The following is a 16,477-nucleotide window of genomic DNA, read 5'->3' on the forward strand; positions in this document are numbered from 1 at the left end:
AAGTATCGCGCCGTCGCGCGGCAAGTAAAAGAGCGCCACCAAAAAGGCCAGCCGGTCCTGGTGGGCACCGTATCCATTGAAGACAACGAGACCGTGAGCGCGTTCCTAGAGAATGAGGGCGTGCCGCACGAGGTGCTGAACGCGAAGAACCACGAACGCGAGGGCGAGATCATCGCGAACGCGGGCGCGGTGGGGCGGGTCACGGTGGCGACGAACCTCGCGGGACGCGGCGTGGACATCAAGCTCGGCGGCGCGCTCGCGCGCGCCGAAGACCGCGCCTCCGTCATTGAGAAAGGCGGGCTCATGGTCATCGGCACCGAGCGCCACGACGCGCGCCGCATTGATAACCAGCTCCGCGGCCGCTCCGGCCGCCAGGGCGACCCGGGCGAGAGCCGCTTCTACCTCTCGCTCACCGACGACCTCATGCGGCTCTTCAACGCGGGGGCGGCCGAGGCGATCATGGGCCGCTCGGGCGTACCCGACGACCTCGCCATCGAGTCGAGGGTCGTTTCGAGGGCCATCCGCTCGGCGCAGTCGCAGGTCGAGGCGCGCAACGCCGAGATCCGCAAGAACGTCCTCAAGTACGATGACGTGCTGAGCCGTCAGCGCGAGGCGATCTACTCCGACCGCCGTCGCATCCTCGAGGGCGACGACCTTCACGAGCGTGTGCAGGAGTTCCTGGATTCCGCGATCGACGCGATCCTCGACTCGCACATCGGCGAGGGCGCCCCGGACGACTGGGACCTCGACGGCCTGTGGGCCGAGCTCAAGACGCTCTACCCCATCAGCATCACGATCGACGAGGTCGTCGCCGAGGTCGGCAGCAAGGGCAAGGTCACGCGCGAGTACATCAAGCGCGAGATCGTGTCGGACGCGAGGATCGCCTACGAGGTGCGCGAGGAGAAGCTCGGCAGCCCCGCGATGCGCGAACTCGAACGCCGCGTCGTGCTCTCCGTCATCGACCGCCACTGGCGCGACCACCTCTACGAGATGGACTACCTCAAGGACGGCATCGGCCTGCGCGCGATGGCGCAGCGCGATCCGTTGGTCGAATACCAGCGCGAGGGATTCGCGATGTACCAGCAGATGATGGGCGCGATCCGCGAGGAGTCCATCGGCTTCCTCTTCAACCTCGAGGTCGACGTCTCGCAGGCCGAACCCGGCGAGGTCGCGGGCGTCTCGGCCAAGGGCCTCGCCCCGGCCAAGCCACCGGCGCTGAGCTACTCGGCCCCGACCGAGGAGGGCGAGGTCGAGGTGCGCGGCCAGTCCGGCGCGCTCGACCGCTCGGCCACCGACCGCGCGGCGCGCGCCCAGGCGCGCCGCGAAGCGCAGCAGGCGCCAGCACCGCAGCAGCCGCCCGCTCAGCAGGGCGGCTCGCGCGGCGCGTTCGGCCAGCGCACGGACGGCGCCGAGCTCCCCGCCGCTCAGAATCGGGCTCAGCGCCGCGCCGCCGATCGCAAGAAGAGCTAGCGGCCGCGTCCTGGTCGACTGCGCGCGGGGAGACTGGGGCTGCTACAGCACCGAGATGCTCGACGCCCGCCACCGGCCGTCGAGGCCTTCGAGGCGGAGGGCGATGGCGCGTACGCGGTGCGGCATCCGCACGATGACGGTCGCCTCGCAGGCGCCGGGCCGGGGCTCGAAGGTGTGGGTCGACAGGATGCTGAAATCGGGGCGGCGGATCTCGCGACCCTTCACCTGCCGAGCGCGCTGTGCGATGAGCGCGCGACGCAGCAGATGCGCGTAGACGTCGTCGGTGACCCATCGGGCGAGCTGCTCGACTTCGCGCGCGCCGGCGAAGACCTCGACGACGCACCGGGCGAGGTTCGTGATGAGCGTCGTCGGATCGGGCAGGTCGGTGGTGCGCTGCCGACCGAAGAACTCGTCGAGGTCGAAGGCGGGTTTCGTCGCTGCGTTGGTCGCTGCTGCCAGGCTCATGTCATCCTCCGTGATGCGCGGTACGGGACTTTCATGTCCCCCGAATGGGCGACACTCAATCAGGGGTGACGCCCCCTGTCCAGCCCGGGCAGCTCGGACTGTGGAGAAACACTCATCGAGCGCTATCGGCTGTGGCACCGTGCCCGTCATGCGATTCGAGCTTCTCTTCGACGACCTCGGCTCCCGATTGGAGTCGGCGCTGGACTCCGGCGCCGCCGCGCGGAGGGCGGAGGGCGAGCGCATGCGCATCGCGCGGCTCACCCTGCGCGACCGGCTCGAGGCGCTGCGCGCGGCCGGAGAGCCGGTGCGGCTCGTGTTTCCGAGCGATCAGGTCGTCGTCGTGACCGTTCTCGCCCTCGGCCGCGACTGGCTCTCGGCGCGCTCGGGTCGCGACGAGTTCATCGTGCCTCTCGCCGCGGTCGCCGCGCTGTCGCTGACGCGTGAGCAGGTCCAGCGCTCGCTCGTCGACGAGGTGCTGCCGACGCGGGGCATCGAGCGGCGCATCCCGTTCGCGATCGCGCTTCGCGACCTCGCCCGGCGCCGCGCCAACCTCTGGCTGGTCACGCGCGGCGGCGGGTGGCACGGCACGATCGACCGGGTCGGCTCGGATCACCTCGATCTCGCTGTGCATCCGGCGGGCACCCCGCGCCGCGAGCGCGCCGTCGTGGACTATCGGACGATCGCTCTCGACGACGTGCTCTGCGTCCGGCTCTGACCCCGCTCAGCTCGCGAAGTCCGCGATGCCGGGGATGTCGGAGCCATGCAGCAGCGCGATGCGGCGCTGCTCCTCGTAGCGCCGCTCGACGAAGGCGTCGAGCTCGGCGCGGTCGATGCGCCACGCCTGGCCGAGACGGAGTGCAGGTAGTTCGGCGCTGTCGATCAGGTCGTGGATCTCATCGACGCCGACTGAGAACAGCTGGGCAGCGTCGGCGATCGTGAGGAACCTGGCGACACCGCTGGGGGCGGAGTCCATTGCCATGCCTGAAATTCAACAGGGATGCCTGCCCGCATGGTCGACGTGTGGATAACCCGGCTCCGACGGTCGGCGTCGGCGACGATCGGGGGATGGACTCCCTCCTCATCGCCGTCTGGGGGCCGGCCGGTGCCCCCGGGCGCACCACGGCCGCCATCGGAATCGCACGCGAGCTCGCCCGGGCCGGCTGCCGCACCGTCCTCATCGACGCCGACAGCTACGGCGGGGCCGTCGCGAGCCGGCTCGGCCTGCCCGACGAGGCATCCGGGCTCGCGGCGGCGTGCCGGCTCGTCGAGCGCGACGGCTTCGACCGCGCCGCGCTTGCCGCGGTGACCGAGCGGGTGCCCGCCGGAGCGGAACCGGATGCACCGGCCTTCGGCGTCCTCACCGGAATCCGCGACGCCGGCCGCTGGCCCGAACTGGCGGAACGGCCGCTGCGCTCCGTACTCGCGGCTCTCGCCGCATGGTCCGACGTCGTCGTCGTCGACTGCGGCTTCAACCTCGAGGCCGATGAGGAGATCGTCAGCGACCTCTTCGCGCCGCGGCGCAACCAGGCCGCCCACGCAGCGCTGCGGGCGGCGGGCACCGTCGTGGCTGTCGTCGCGGACGACCCCGTCAGCGTCGACCGCTACCTCTGCGCCCGGCACGATGCGGTCGAGCTCGCGCCCGGCGCGCGCCACCTCGTGATCCTCAACCGGGTGCGGAGCGCGGCGGCGGCCGACGCGCTCGAGCGCTTCGCCGGCATCCGGGTCGCGGCACACCTTGCCGAGGGCGATCCGGACGCCGCGCTGCAGGCCTTCAGCCGCGAAATCGCGGGCATCGCCGCGCTCTAGACTGAGGCCGATGTCGGCCCTCAGCGATCTCGTCAGCGCGCACCAAGCGCATGCTGCCGACGACGATATCGAGTGGATGCACCTGCTCGTCGCCGAGGGGCAGCTGCTCGCCGACCTCGCCTTCGCCGACATCCTGCTCTGGGTGCCGACCGACGACGGCTACCTCGCTGTTGCGCACTCGCGCCCGTCGAGCGCGGCGACGCTGTTCTACCGCGATTTCGTCGGGCAGAAGATCCGGCCCGAGTGGCTCGCGCAGGTCAACGAGGCGTTCCACACCGGTGCGATCGTCGACTCGAAGTCACCCGAGTGGTACGAGGAGACTCCGACGCGCGTGCGGGCCGTGCCGGTGTGTCGCCGCTCGACGCACACGCCTGCGCACGAGGTCGTCGGTCCGATCGCGGTGCTGACTCGGCACACCAACCTCTCCGAGGCGCGCACGCCGAGTCGGCAGGAGCTCACCTTCAACGCCTGCGCCAACGACCTGTTCCGCATGATCGCCTCGGGCGACTTCCCCGACCTCGGCGCCCCGACCATGCCGCGGCGCGGCAACCCGCGCGCTTCCGACGGCCTGCTGCGCCTCGACGTCGAGGGGGCGGTCACCTTCGCGAGCCCCAATGCGCTCTCGGCCTTCAATCGAATGGGATTCACCGAGGAGCTCGAGGGCCAGTCGCTGGCCGAGGTGACGACGGGCCTCCTCAGCGGGCACATGCAGGTCGACGAGTCCCTGCCGCTCGTCGTCACCGGGCGCGCGCCGTGGCGCACCGATATCGAGGCGCGCGGCGTGACGCTGACGCTGCGGACCATTCCGATCCGCGACCACGGCGAACGCGTCGGTGCGATCGTGCTGTGTCGCGATGTCACCGAGATGCGCCACCAGGAGCAGGAGCTCATCACCAAGGATGCGACGATCCGCGAGATCCATCACCGCGTGAAGAACAATCTGCAGACGGTGGCCTCGCTGCTGCGCATCCAGGCGCGCCGCTCGCACTCGGACGAGGCGCGGGACGCTCTCTCGCAGGCCATGCGCCGGGTCGCTGCGATCGCTGTCGTACACGACACGCTGTCGGAGGGCCTCGACCAGGAGGTCGACTTCGACGCCGTGTTCGACCGGGTGCTGCTGCTCGTCGCCGAGGTCGCCGCGAGCCACAACACGACGGTGCATCCCCTCAAGGAGGGCCACTTTGGCGTGCTGCCGAGCGAGTACGCGACACCGCTCGCGCTCGCGCTCACCGAGCTCGTCACCAACGCCGTCGAGCACGGCCTCGCCGACCGCTCCGGTCAGGTCAAGATCGTCGCAGAGCGCTTGACGGACGAGCTCGTCGTCCACGTCATCGACGACGGCGTGGGAATGTCGGAGGGTCGGGTCGGCGCGGGTCTCGGCACGCAGATCGTCCGCTCGCTCATCCAGGGCGAGCTCGGCGGGTCGATCGACTGGCAGACGATGACCGGCTCCGGCACCGAGGTGACGGTCGAGATCCCGCTGCGCTACCTCAAGCCGGGCTCGTGAACCTGATGCAACCCGCTCCTCGAGCGATCGCCTCGTCCGCTCGCGAACGGCGTGGACTCGAGAGGCCGACTGGGGTGCGCTGCGCCGAGAACTGGATGGTGACGATCCTGTGGATCGTCGCGTTCTCGGTCCCAGGCGGCACGAGCCACCCGGGACCGGCGCAGAATCAGCTCGCGCGGCGGGCGCGGGCCGCGCGGCGCTTGAGGGCGCGGCGCTCGTCCTCGGAGAGCCCGCCCCAGACACCCGAGTCCTGGCCGGTCTCGAGGGCGTACTGCAGGCACGTCTCCGTCACGGGGCAGCGGCCGCAGACCATCTTGGCCTTTTCGATCTGGTCGACCGCCGGCCCGGTGTTCCCGATCGGGAAGAACAGCTCGGGGTCGGCAGTAAGGCAAGCGGCTCGGTCGCGCCAATCCATGAAAAATTGCTCCTTGTGTTGCAGACACGATCCGGCAGCGGGTTAGCCTGGGGTTCGCGTTGGGGTTAGCCAAGTGGCAGGGCCTGAGATCTGTGGGGATAAAGACCTGCCCACAGCCCTGTGAGCGACAACTCGACCTGGGTTATTTTTCCACAGGTCGTTTCATCAAATCAATGACTTTTTATGGGACATCGCTGTGAAGAATCCTGAAGGCTCTCGCCGCCCGGCGCCGGTCTGGGCTCTTGCCGGGGTTCTCGGGGTCGAGGCGCTGCTCGTGCTCGCCTACTTCGTCACCGTCATCGTCGAACTGTTCCGCGGCGATGCGTCCGACGTGGTCAACGGCATCGCCTGGGCGGTCGTCACGTTCGTCGCAGTCCTCTGGGTGGGGCTCTGCACCGTCGGCACCGTGCTCGGCCGCTCGTTCGTCCGCGCTCTCGCGATCGTATGGCAGCTCCTGCAGATCGCGATCGGGGTGGGATGCCTCGAGGGCTACGTCGGGACGGCGTGGGCCGGTTGGCCGCTCATCGTCTTCGGCATCGCGGGCTTCATCCTCGTCATCCTGCCTGCGACGAACCGGGCGCTGCGCGGCGCCGACGGCCATGATGAGCGCTGATCCCGGGCCGTCCGAGGCGCTCCGACCGCTCAGGGCAGCCTTCCCTTGCTGGCGGCCGATCGCCGCGGTCGGTACAACCGGGGTATGAGCGCCATCTTCCGGCTGATCGGCCGCTTCCCGCTCATGGCCGCCACCGTCTTCGTCGCGGTCCTCGGCGGCATTTTCAGCGCCGCATGGCCGGCCGCCGTGCCGTGGCTGCTCGGTGGCTTCGCGATCCTCATCGCCGTGCGCTCGGCGTGGTCGATGGTGCGCCAGCTGCTCGCGGGCACCCTCGGCATCGACATCCTCGCCATCACCGCCATCGTCGCGACCGTGCTCATCGGCGAGTACTGGGCCGCGCTCATCATCGTCCTCATGCTCACCGGCGGCGAGGCGCTCGAGGACTACGCTGCCGGCCGGGCCCGCCGCGACCTCTCCGCGCTGCTCGACCGCACGCCGTCGATCGCCCACCGGGTGGACGCCGCCCGCGCCACCACGGACGTGCCGGTCGAAGGCCTCGTCGTCGGCGACCGCATCATCGTGCGGGTCGGGGAGCTCGTGCCCGTCGACTGCGTGCTCGCGAGCCCCAGCGGCGAGTTCGACGAGTCCTCCATCACCGGCGAGAGCCTTCCCGTCACGCGATCGGCGGGCGACGAGGTGCTGAGCGGCGGCGTGAACGGTTCGACCGCCGTCGAGCTGACCGTGGCGCGGCCCGCGAGCGAAAGCCAATACCAGCGCATCGTCGCGCTCGTCGAGCAGGCGACGGGCAGCCAGTCGCCGATGGTGCGCCTCGCCGACCGCTTCGCCGTGCCGTTCACGGCGATCGCGTACGCGATCGGCGGACTCGCGTGGTGGTGGTCCGGCAACCCGGAGCGCTTCGCCGAGGTCCTCGTCGTCGCCACGCCGTGCCCGCTCATCATCGCGGCGCCCGTCGCGTTCATGGCCGGCATGAGCCGCGCCGCGCGCGACGGCATCATCGTCAAGAGCAGCGCGACGCTCGAGCGGCTGTGGCGTGCCAAGACCGTCGCCTTCGACAAGACGGGCACTCTCACGCGGGGCGAGCCCGAGGTCATCGCTTTCCGGCCGGCGCCGGGTGTAGACGTCGCGTTCGCAGTGCGCCTCGCCGCCGCCGCCGAGCAGGCGTCGGTCCACACCCTCGCGCATGCGATCACCGCCTATGCGGGAGACGCGCCCGCGGCCGAGACCGCCGAGGAGCTCACCGCGAGCGGCGTGACGGCGACCGCCGAGGGGCACCGGATCGTGGTCGGCCGTGCGGACTTCGTCGCCGCCGAGGCGAGCGGATTCGCGGCCGCCGACCTCCAGCCCGGCGAGCTCGCCGTCTACGTCGGCATCGACGGCGCCTTCGCCGGGGCGTTCGTGCTGCGCGACGAGGTGCGCCCGGACGCCAAGGCCACCGTCGACGGCCTGCGCGCCGCCGGCATCCTCGATATCGCCATGCTCACCGGCGACGCCGAGGTCACCGCCCGCCATGTCGCCGCTGAGGTCGGCATCGACGACGTCCACGCGGCCTGCCTGCCCGAGGACAAGGTGCTCGCCGTGCACGCCTTCGCCGACCGGCCCGTCGTCATGGTCGGCGACGGCGTCAACGACGCACCGGTCCTCGCCGCCGCCGAGGTCGGCATCGCGATGGGCGCGCGCGGGGCGACGGCGGCGAGCCAGTCGGCCGACATCGTGATCCTGCGCGATGACATCTCACGAGTCGTGCTCGCCCTCGCAACCGGGCGCGAGACCGTGCAGGTCGCACTGCAGAGCATCTGGGTCGGGCTCGCCCTCAGCCTCGCCCTCATGGTGGTCGGCGCGTTCGGGGTGCTGCCGGCGATCATCGGCGCGTGGTGCCAGGAGGGCGTCGACGTCGTCTCGATCCTGTGGGCGCTGCGCGCCGTGCGGACGCACCCGGCCTAGCCGCCTCGATGGCGTTCCCTCTGCAAGACTCCTGAGTCTCGGGGGGAGACACTGATCGGAGGAGGTGCCGCGTGAGACAGCGGGTGCTTGATCTCGTTTTCCTGATCGGGGTCCTCGTCAAGGGCATCGACGGGTTGGCCGAGCTCGTCGGCGGCGTTGCGCTGCTGTTCGTGAATCCCGTGCAGCTGCAAGGCGACGTCGGCGCGGTGACCGCTCGCGAACTGCGCGAGGATCCGCACGATATCCTCGCCAATCTGCTGGTGCACGGGGTCGCGCATCTCGGCTCGGGCGATATGACGTTTCTCGCCGTCTACCTGCTGCTCCACGGAGTGGTGAAGCTCGCCATCGTCGCGGCGCTCCTGAGGGGTTCGGCGAAGGTGTACCCGTGGGCGATCGCCGCTCTGCTCGCCTTCGTCGCCTTCCAGGTCTACCAGCTCCTGACCGCCCCGACGATCACGGTCGCCGCCTTGACGCTGTTCGACGTGGTGATCGTCTGGCTCACCTGGCGGGAGTGGCGACTTGGTCGCACCCTGCGGGCGACGCTCCGCAGCACGCTCGACTGGTTGTTCCGGCGTCCGGCGCATGATTGACGCCTCTCCGGTGAACCACCGCCGCGATTCCGCAGCGGGCGCTTCGAGCGCCCGAGGTCGAGCGCGGGACGATCAGACGCCGAGGCGGTTGCGCAGCATCGCGACGTGGCCCGTCGCCTTGGTGTTGTAGAAGGTGTGGGTGAGGATGCCGTTCTCGTCGAGGACGAACGTCGAGCGCCGCACCCCGGTGACGACCTTGCCGTAGAGCTTCTTCTCGCCCCAGACGCCGTACCGGCGGTGGACCGCGAGGTCGGAATCCGACAGCAGCGGGAAGGTGAGGTGGTCGCGCTCGGCGAACCGGGCGAGGCGCTCGGGGGAGTCCTTCGAGATGCCGACGACGAGGTACCCGGCCGTCTGCAGCGGGCCGAGGCTGTCGCGGAAATCGCACGCCTGCGTCGTGCAGCCCGGGGTCATCGCCCGGGGGTAGAAGTACACGATCGTCTTCGTGCCGCGGAAGTCGAGCAGTGAGATCGGCAGGGAGTGCTCGTCGGGCAGGGTGAAGACGGGCGCGCGGTCGCCGACGTGGAGCAGATGGTCGGGTGCGGTATCGGGCACGCCTCCACGCTATCGCCCGAGGACGGTGAGCAGCCGCTGCAGCGAGTCGAGGCGGGCGGCGCCCTGCGGGCCGAGACGGCCCGCGGCGACCGCCTCGACGATGGCGCAGTCGGGCGAGTCGGGCAGGTGCGTGCAGCCGCGCGGGCAGTCCTTCGCGATCTCGTCGAGGTCGCCGAACGCCTTGAGGATGCTCTCGGGTCGGACATGTCCGAGACCGAACGAGCGCACCCCGGGGGTGTCGATGATCCAGCCGGATTCCGCCCCGCGGCGCACCCGCAGCGACGCCGTCGACGAGGAGGTGTGCCGACCGCGCCCCGTGACCTCGTTGACGTGCCCGGTCGCCCGGTTCGCGGCCGGGACGAGCGCGTTGACGAGGGTGGACTTGCCGACTCCGGAGTGCCCGACCGCGACCGTGGTGTGGCCGAGGAGCGCTGCGGCGACGGCGTCGAGGGGCATCCGGTCGTTGCCGCTCCGGAACACCGGCAGGTCGAGGCCGGCGAAATTCGCCAGGAATGGCGCCGGGTCGGCGATGTCGGTCTTCGTGACCACCAGCAGGGGGGCGATGCCCGCGTCGTACGCGGCGACGAGGTAGCGGTCGACGAGGCGGGTGCGCGGCTCCGGGTTCGCGGCGGCCACGACAATGAGCATCTGGTCGGCGTTGGCGACGATGGCGCGCTCGACCTCGTCGGTGTCATCCGCCGAGCGCCTGAGCAGCGTGGTGCGCTCGTGCACGCGCACGATGCGCGCGAGGGCGTCGGGGCCGCCGCCGGTGTCGCCGACGAGGTCGACCTGGTCGCCGGTCACGATCGTCTGGCGGCGCAACTCGCTCGCCCGGGTGGCGAGCACCTCGTGCTCTTCGGCGCTGCCCTCGCCGACGAGCACCGTGCTGCGGCCGCGGTCGACGGAGAGCACCCGGCCTGTGGCGGCATCCTCATGGCCGGGGCGGATCTTGCTGCGCGGGCGGCTGCCCCTCGGGTTCGCTCGCACGCGCGCCGAAGACTCGTCGTACTCGCCGTACGGCTCGTCCTCGCCCTCGCTGAGCCAGGTCAAGCGGCTACCCGGCGGATCACGGGCGCGCCCCGCGGAGCAGGTCGCGCCACAGTTCGGGGAACTCGGGCATCGTCTTCGCCGTCGACTCGATGCCGGCGATGGCGACGCCGGGGACCCGCAGCCCGATGAGGGCGCCGGAGGTCGCCATCCGATGGTCCTCATAGGAGTGCCACACGCCGCCGTGCAGCTGCCGCGGCTCGATGCGCAGGCCGTCGGGCAGCTCGGTCGCGGAACCGCCGAGGCCGGCGATCTCGGCGGCGAGGGCGGCGAGGCGATCGGTCTCGTGGTGGCGGATGTGCCCGATGCCGGTGAGCGTGCTCGGCGTCGCCGCGAGCGCGGCGAGCGCGGGTGCGAGCTCGCCCGCCGCGGAGAGGTCGAGATCCACTCCGCTGATCCGCCCGTCCGACGACACGGTGAGCCGGTCGCCGTCGACGGCGACGGACGCGCCGAACCGCGGCAGCAGCTGGGCGAGCTGCGCCCCCACCTGGGTCGTCGCCCTCGGCCACCCGGCGACCGCGACGCGGCCGCCCGCGGCGAGGGCGGCGGCGAGGAAGGGTGCCGCGTTGGAGAGGTCCGGCTCGATGTCGACGTCGCGCGCCCGGATGGGCTGCGGTGCCACGACCCAGGTACCGGGCTCGGGCGCCTCGACCGCCACCCCGCGCGCGGCGAGGACGGCGATCGTCATCTCGATGTGGGGAAGGCTCGGCAGCCGCTCGCCCGCGTGGTGCAGCACGAGGCCCCTCTCGAAGCGGGGCGCTGCCAGCAGCAATCCGGAGACGAACTGGCTCGAGCGCGAGGCGTCGATGGTGAGCTCGCCGCCGACCACAGCACCCGTGCCGTGCACGGTGAAGGGCAGGGCACCGCGGCCGTCGTCGGCGATGTCGACACCGAGTGAGCGCAGCGCGTCGACCATCGTGCCCATCGGGCGCCCGCGCGCCGAATCGTCGGCGTCGAAGGTCGTCGGTCCGAGCGCGAGCGCCGCGAGCGGGGGAGTGAAGCGCATCACCGTGCCCGCCTGGCCGCACTCGATCGTCGTCGAGCCGGTGAGCTCGGACGCGGGGGTGACGAGCAGGTCGGGGCCGAACGGGGAGTCGCCGGGCACGCGCTCGATACGAGTCCCGAGCGCGGTCAGCGCCTCGACCATCCGGTCGGAATCCTGCGAGTGCAGCGGGGCGCGCAGCAGCGACGGGCCCTCGGCCAGCCCCGCCAGCACGAGCTCGCGATTGGTCAGCGATTTCGACCCGGGCAGGTGCACGAGCGCGTCGAGCGGGCCGGATGCCGTGGGTGCGGCCCAGAGCGCGCCAGCGGCCTCCAGCCGTTCGTCGGCCAGCGGGTCGAACTCAGGGGCGGAATATTTGCGCTCGAGCATCGGTTCAAGGGTAACGACTGGAAAGCCGGTCACCCCGTTTCCGTGACAGCGAAGGAGGTCGTCCCGGTGCATGCAGCTGCAGTGCTCGCGCATCCGCGTACCGCCTGGCCGACCTCGGATGACCGCAACGTAGACTGGGCGCCGATGACTTCCACCGAGCCGGATCTGGGCGCCCTCTTCGAGGAGCAGGCCCTTCCGTATTTGGACCAGCTCTACGCTGCCGCGCTGCGCATGACCCGCAACGCGGCCGATGCCGAGGACCTCGTCCAGGAGACCTTTGTCAAGGCGTTCGCGGCGTTCAAGCAGTTCGAGCAGGGCACGAACCTCAAGGCCTGGCTCTACCGCATCCTCACGAACACGTACATCAACTCGTACCGCAAGAAGCAACGCGAGCCCTACCAGAGCGCGGTCGACGAGCTCGAGGACTGGCAACTCGGCGGCGCCGAGTCGACGACGGCGACCTCGTCCCGCTCGGCCGAGGCCGAGGCGCTCGACCACCTGCCGGATTCGGCGGTGAAAGACGCCCTGCAGGCCATCCCCGAGGACTTCCGGATGGCCGTCTACCTCGCCGATGTCGAGGGGTTCTCCTACCAGGAGATCGCCGACATCATGAAGACCCCCATCGGGACCGTGATGAGTCGCCTGCACCGTGGCAGGCGGATGTTGCGGGGCCTGCTAACCGACTATGCGCGCGAGCGGGGCATTGTGGCGCCCGCCGCCGGAGGTGCCAGATGACTGACTGCGGATGCGATCAGGCCAAACGAGACCTTGAGGAATACCTCAGGAACGAACTTGCCGCGCAGGATGCCGCCGACATCCGCGAGCACCTCGCCGGGTGCGAGACGTGCTCGACCGAGGAGCGGGTGAACATCGTGCTCACGGCGCTCGTGCAGCGCGCGTGCAAGGAATCCGCGCCAGAAGAGCTTCGCGCGATGGTCGAGTTGAGGATCCACGAGATCTCGACCGCCGGCTGAGCGCCCTGCGGCTGCGTTCCGCGGTTAGAAGCTCAGCGCCTCGGCGAGCAGTGTCGCCTGCTGGGCCTGGTGGCGCTGGGCTGTCCCGGCGGCCGGGGAGGCCGAGATCGGGCGCGACACGATGCGGAAGCCCGGCAGTTCGAGCCGACGCACCTCGCGGTTGAGGAACGGTGCCGCACCTTGGTTGCGGGGCTCGTCCTGCACCCAGACGAACTCGGCGGCCGGGTACTTCGCTTTGACGGCGAGCAGTTCCGCATCGGGCACCGGGTAGAACTGCTCGAGCCGCACGACGGCGATCTCAGGGTTCGGGGCCTTCGCGAGCTCGGACTTGAGGTCGTAGTAGATCTTGCCCGCGACCATGAGCACGCGCCGGACCGCGGCCGGGTTCGAGGAATCCGGATCGTCGATCACGCCCTGGAACGAGCCCGAGGTGAAGTCCGCGATCTCGCTCGTCGCGCCTCTGAGGCGCAGCATCGCCTTCGGCGTGAACACGATGAGCGGCTTGCGCGGCAGTGCGTACGCCTGGCGGCGCAGCAGGTGGAAGTAGGACGCGGGCGTCGAGGGCCGCGCGATCGTCATGTTGTCCTGCGCCGCGAGCGACAGGTAGCGCTCGATGCGGGCCGAGGAGTGGTCGGGGCCCTGGCCCTCGTAGCCGTGCGGCAGGAGCAGCACGACGGACGAGCGCTGGCCCCACTTCTGCTCGGAGGCCGAGATGTACTGGTCGATGACGATCTGGGCGCCGTTGGCGAAGTCGCCGTACTGCGCCTCCCACAGCACGAGCGCCTCGGCGCGCTCGACCGAGTAGCCGTACTCGAAGCCCATCGCCGCGTACTCGCTGAGCAGCGAGTCGTAGACGTAGAAGCGCCCCTGGTTCTCGGCGAGGTTGACGAGCGGGATCCACTCCTGGCCGTTGACCTGGTCGAAGAACACGGCGTGACGCTGGGCGAAGGTTCCGCGGCGGGAGTCCTGGCCGACGAGGCGCACCGGGGTGCCTTCGACGAGCAGCGAGCCGAAGGCGAGGAGTTCGCCGAAGCCCCAGTCGACCGAGCCGTTGCGGCTCATGTCGACCCGCTTGGAGAGCACATTCTGCTGCAGCTTCGGGTGGGCAGTGAATCCGTTCGGCTGGTTGGCGTGCGCGTCGCCGATGAGTTGGATGGTCGCCCCGGAGACCACCGGGATGACGGACGACAGCGGCTCCGGCTCCGACTGCGCGATGATCGGAATCGGGCTGGTCTGCGCGGCGTGCGTCTCGGCGAAGGCGCGCTCGAGGCGTTCCCGGAAGCTCGCCTGCGCGGCGTCGTATTCCTCCTGCGTGATGTCGCCGCGGCCGACGAGCGCCTCGGTGTACAGCTTGCGGGTGGAGCGCTTCGCGTCGATGAGCGAGTACATCAGCGGCTGCGTCATCGACGGGTCGTCGCCCTCGTTGTGGCCGCGGCGGCGATAGCAGATCAGGTCGATGAAGACGTCGCGGTGGAAGGCCTGGCGGTATTCGAAGGCGAGGCGCGCGACGCGCACGACGGCCTCGGGGTCATCCCCATTGACGTGGAAGACGGGTGCCTGCACCGACTTCGCGATGTCGGTCGAGTACTTGCTCGAACGGGCTTCTTCGACCGGCGTGGTGAAGCCGATCTGGTTGTTGATGTTGACGTGGACGGTCCCGCCCGTGCGGTACGCGCGCAGCTGCGACATCTGCAGCACCTCGGCGTTGATGCCCTGGCCGACGAGCGCCGCGTCGCCGTGGACGAGCACCGGCAGCGTCGTGAAGGTGGCGATCGGCTTGCGGTCCTGTTTGGCGCGCACGATGCCCTCGAGCACCCCGTTGACGACCTCGAGGTGCGAGGGGTTCGCGGCGACGTAGACGGGGATCTCCTTGCCGTCGACGGTCACGAAGGTGCCCTCGGTGCCGAGGTGGTACTTCACGTCGCCGGAGCCCTGCAGGTCGAAGTCGCCTTCGAACTCCCGGAAGATCTGCTCGTAGGTCTTGCCTGCGATGCTGGTGAGAACGTTGAGGCGGCCGCGGTGGGCCATCCCGATCGCGACGCCGTCGAGGTCGGCGCCCGCCGAGGCCTGCAGCAGCTCGTCGAGCAGCGGGATGGTCGACTCGCCGCCTTCGAGGCTGAAGCGCTTCTGCCCCACGAACTTGGTCTGCAGGAACGTCTCGAAGGCCTCGGCCTGGTTGAGCTTCTCGAGGATGTGGAGCTGCTCGTCGTGCGTCGGCTTGACGTACGGGCGCTCCAGCTTGTCCTGGAACCACCTGCGCTCGGTCGGGTCGGAGATGTGCATGTACTCGACGCCGACCGTGCGGCAGTACGAGTCGTGCAGCACGTCGAGGACCTCGCGGAGGAGCATCGTGCCCCGACCGGCGAAGCCGCCGACGACGAATTCCCGGTCGAGGTCCCAGAAGGTCAGACCGTGGCTCGCGAGATCGAGGTCGGGATGGGTGCGCTGCTTGTACTCGAGCGGGTCGATGTCGGCCATGAGATGGCCGCGCACGCGGAATGCGTTGATGAGCTCCTGCACGCGCGCGGTCTTGTCGACCTGGTTCGCCTCGTCGATGGTGATGTCGTTCGCCCAGTGGATCGGGTCGTACGGGATGCGGAGCGCCGCGAAGATGCCCTCGTAGAAGCCGCGGCCGCCGATGAGCAGTTCGTGGACGAGTTTGAGGAACTCGCCCGAGCCAGCGCCCTGGATGACGCGGTGGTCATAGGTGCTGGTCAGCGTGATGGTCTTGGAGATTCCGAGGTCGGCGAGCAGCTGCGGGCGCGCGCCCTGGAATTCGGCCGGATATTCGAGGGCGCCGGCGCCGATGATGCAGCCCTGGCCCTTCATGAGCCGCGGCACCGAGTGCACCGTGCCGATGCCGCCCGGGTTGGTGAGCGAGACCGTCGCCCCGGCGAAGTCGTCGGCGGTGAGCTTGTTGCCGCGGGCGCGCTTCACCAGGTCTTCGTAGGCGGCGAGGTAGTCGGTGAAGCTCAGCGTCTCGGCGCGCTTGATCGCGGGCACGACAAGCGAGCGCGAGCCATCCGGTTTCGGCAGATCGATCGCGATGCCGAGCCCGACGTGCGCGGGGGCGATGATGGAGGGCTTGCCGTCGATGACGTCGTAGTAGACGTTCTGCGACGGGAACTCCTTGAGAACCTGGATGAGCGCCCAGCCGAGGATGTGCGTGAAGGACACCTTGCCGCCGCGGGTGCGGCCCATGTGGTTGTTGATGACGATGCGGTTGTCGATCATCAGCTTGGCCGGGATGGTGCGCACGCTCGTCGCCGTGGGGACGGTGAGCGAGAGCTCCATGTTCGCGGCGAGGGCCTTGGACATGCCCTTGAGGGCCGAGACGGCGTCCTCGGCGCCGTTCGCCGCGGCGGCGGGTGCGGGCGCCGGCGCCTCGGCGGGCACCGGGGTCGGCTTCGGGGCGAGCGAGGTCGTTCTGGCGACGGGTATCGAGGTCGTGATCGGAGCGGGCGTCTCGGCGGGCGCGGCGGCGGCAGAACCCGACGGCTGCGGCTCCGCCGGAACCGTCGGCGCGGATGCGCCGAGACCGTCCACTGGACGGTCGCTTTGAGAGCGAGTCCGCGCGTACGCCTCGAGCGCCGGCCACCAGGACTGGTCGACCGAGTCCTTGTCGACCTGGTACTGCTCGTAGAGCTCTTCGACGAGCCATTCATTGGCTCCGAAGCCGGCACCGTCTTCGGTTCCCACACCCGTCAGCTGGCTCGCCACTGGCCTTCGCCCACCTTCTGAATCTCTGTCGTCGTGGGGGT

At 70.1% G+C, this 16,477-nt stretch carries 15 protein-coding genes and 1 pseudogene; 9 read left to right on the forward strand and 7 right to left on the reverse strand.

Annotated features, from left to right (window positions below):
• Nucleotides 1-1,470, forward strand: a pseudogene (locus tag M7D61_RS01140) (preprotein translocase subunit SecA); the annotation flags it as partial.
• Between the two features lie 42 nt (nt 1,471-1,512).
• Here M7D61_RS01140 and M7D61_RS01145 read toward each other — a convergent pair.
• Nucleotides 1,513-1,935 (reverse strand): Rv3235 family protein, encoded by a 423-nt coding sequence (locus tag M7D61_RS01145; protein WP_298226759.1) that lies wholly within the window; start codon nt 1,933-1,935, stop codon nt 1,513-1,515.
• A 139-nt stretch (nt 1,936-2,074) separates the two neighbouring features.
• Between M7D61_RS01145 and M7D61_RS01150 the strand changes: the two genes are divergently transcribed.
• Complete coding sequence (locus M7D61_RS01150) at nt 2,075-2,650, forward strand: hypothetical protein (protein ID WP_298226761.1); 576 nt, start codon at nt 2,075-2,077, stop codon at nt 2,648-2,650.
• Nucleotides 2,651-2,656: 6 nt separating this feature from the next.
• On the opposite strand, the gene M7D61_RS01155 is transcribed toward M7D61_RS01150, so the two are convergent.
• Nucleotides 2,657-2,914 carry a helix-turn-helix domain-containing protein gene (locus tag M7D61_RS01155; RefSeq protein WP_298226763.1) on the reverse strand — a complete coding sequence of 86 codons (258 nt, stop codon included), beginning with the start codon at nt 2,912-2,914 and terminating at the stop codon, nt 2,657-2,659.
• 86 nt (nt 2,915-3,000) lie between these two features.
• On the opposite strand from M7D61_RS01155, the gene M7D61_RS01160 reads away from it, so the two are divergent.
• Both M7D61_RS01160 and M7D61_RS01165 read left to right on the forward strand, forming a co-directional pair.
• A complete protein-coding gene (locus tag M7D61_RS01160; protein ID WP_298226765.1) occupies nt 3,001-3,741 on the forward strand; it encodes a hypothetical protein in 741 nt (246 codons plus the stop codon).
• A gap of 10 nt (nt 3,742-3,751) precedes the next feature.
• On the forward strand, nt 3,752-5,248 hold the full coding sequence (locus M7D61_RS01165; protein ID WP_298226767.1) for a PAS domain-containing sensor histidine kinase: 1,497 nt from the start codon (nt 3,752-3,754) through the stop codon (nt 5,246-5,248).
• 166 nt (nt 5,249-5,414) lie between these two features.
• On the opposite strand, the gene M7D61_RS01170 is transcribed toward M7D61_RS01165, so the two are convergent.
• On the reverse strand, nt 5,415-5,663 hold the full coding sequence (locus M7D61_RS01170) for a WhiB family transcriptional regulator (RefSeq protein ID WP_298226769.1): 249 nt from the start codon (nt 5,661-5,663) through the stop codon (nt 5,415-5,417).
• A gap of 196 nt (nt 5,664-5,859) precedes the next feature.
• Here M7D61_RS01170 and M7D61_RS01175 point away from each other — a divergent pair, with 196 nt between their 5' ends.
• The 3 genes from M7D61_RS01175 to M7D61_RS01185 all read left to right on the forward strand — a co-directional run bounded on the left by M7D61_RS01175 (nt 5,860) and on the right by M7D61_RS01185 (nt 8,768).
• Nucleotides 5,860-6,276: a hypothetical protein gene (locus tag M7D61_RS01175; protein ID WP_298226771.1), complete on the forward strand. Its 417-nt coding sequence runs from the start codon at nt 5,860-5,862 to the stop codon at nt 6,274-6,276.
• A gap of 84 nt (nt 6,277-6,360) precedes the next feature.
• Nucleotides 6,361-8,178 carry a heavy metal translocating P-type ATPase gene (locus M7D61_RS01180; protein WP_298226773.1) on the forward strand — a complete coding sequence of 606 codons (1,818 nt, stop codon included), beginning with the start codon at nt 6,361-6,363 and terminating at the stop codon, nt 8,176-8,178.
• 71 nt (nt 8,179-8,249) lie between these two features.
• Nucleotides 8,250-8,768: a DUF2127 domain-containing protein gene (locus M7D61_RS01185; RefSeq protein WP_298226775.1), complete on the forward strand. Its 519-nt coding sequence runs from the start codon at nt 8,250-8,252 to the stop codon at nt 8,766-8,768.
• 72 nt (nt 8,769-8,840) lie between these two features.
• On the opposite strand, the gene bcp is transcribed toward M7D61_RS01185, so the two are convergent.
• From bcp to aroA, 3 genes are read right to left on the reverse strand one after another with little or no spacing between them, the layout of a single operon-like run.
• The gene (gene bcp / locus M7D61_RS01190; protein ID WP_298226777.1) at nt 8,841-9,323 is read right to left on the reverse strand and encodes a thioredoxin-dependent thiol peroxidase; all 483 of its coding nucleotides are present in this window, start codon (nt 9,321-9,323) and stop codon (nt 8,841-8,843) included.
• A 9-nt stretch (nt 9,324-9,332) separates the two neighbouring features.
• A complete protein-coding gene (rsgA, locus tag M7D61_RS01195; protein WP_298226779.1) occupies nt 9,333-10,373 on the reverse strand; it encodes a ribosome small subunit-dependent GTPase A in 1,041 nt (346 codons plus the stop codon).
• Between the two features lie 16 nt (nt 10,374-10,389).
• The gene (gene aroA, locus M7D61_RS01200) at nt 10,390-11,742 is read right to left on the reverse strand and encodes a 3-phosphoshikimate 1-carboxyvinyltransferase (protein ID WP_298226781.1); all 1,353 of its coding nucleotides are present in this window, start codon (nt 11,740-11,742) and stop codon (nt 10,390-10,392) included.
• 81 nt (nt 11,743-11,823) lie between these two features.
• Here aroA and M7D61_RS01205 point away from each other — a divergent pair, with 81 nt between their 5' ends.
• Nucleotides 11,824-12,477: a sigma-70 family RNA polymerase sigma factor gene (locus M7D61_RS01205; RefSeq protein WP_298226823.1), complete on the forward strand. Its 654-nt coding sequence runs from the start codon at nt 11,824-11,826 to the stop codon at nt 12,475-12,477.
• The gene (locus M7D61_RS01210) at nt 12,474-12,716 is read left to right on the forward strand and encodes a zf-HC2 domain-containing protein (protein WP_298226783.1); all 243 of its coding nucleotides are present in this window, start codon (nt 12,474-12,476) and stop codon (nt 12,714-12,716) included. Before M7D61_RS01205 ends, M7D61_RS01210 begins: the two co-directional genes overlap by 4 nt.
• Before the next feature lie 24 nt (nt 12,717-12,740).
• On the opposite strand, the gene M7D61_RS01215 is transcribed toward M7D61_RS01210, so the two are convergent.
• A complete protein-coding gene (locus M7D61_RS01215; protein WP_298226785.1) occupies nt 12,741-16,436 on the reverse strand; it encodes a multifunctional oxoglutarate decarboxylase/oxoglutarate dehydrogenase thiamine pyrophosphate-binding subunit/dihydrolipoyllysine-residue succinyltransferase subunit in 3,696 nt (1,231 codons plus the stop codon).
• Nucleotides 16,437-16,477: the final 41 nt, after the last annotated feature.

It is taken from the genome of Gryllotalpicola sp., assembly GCF_027352875.1.
GTDB lineage: Bacteria > Actinomycetota > Actinomycetes > Actinomycetales > Microbacteriaceae > Gryllotalpicola.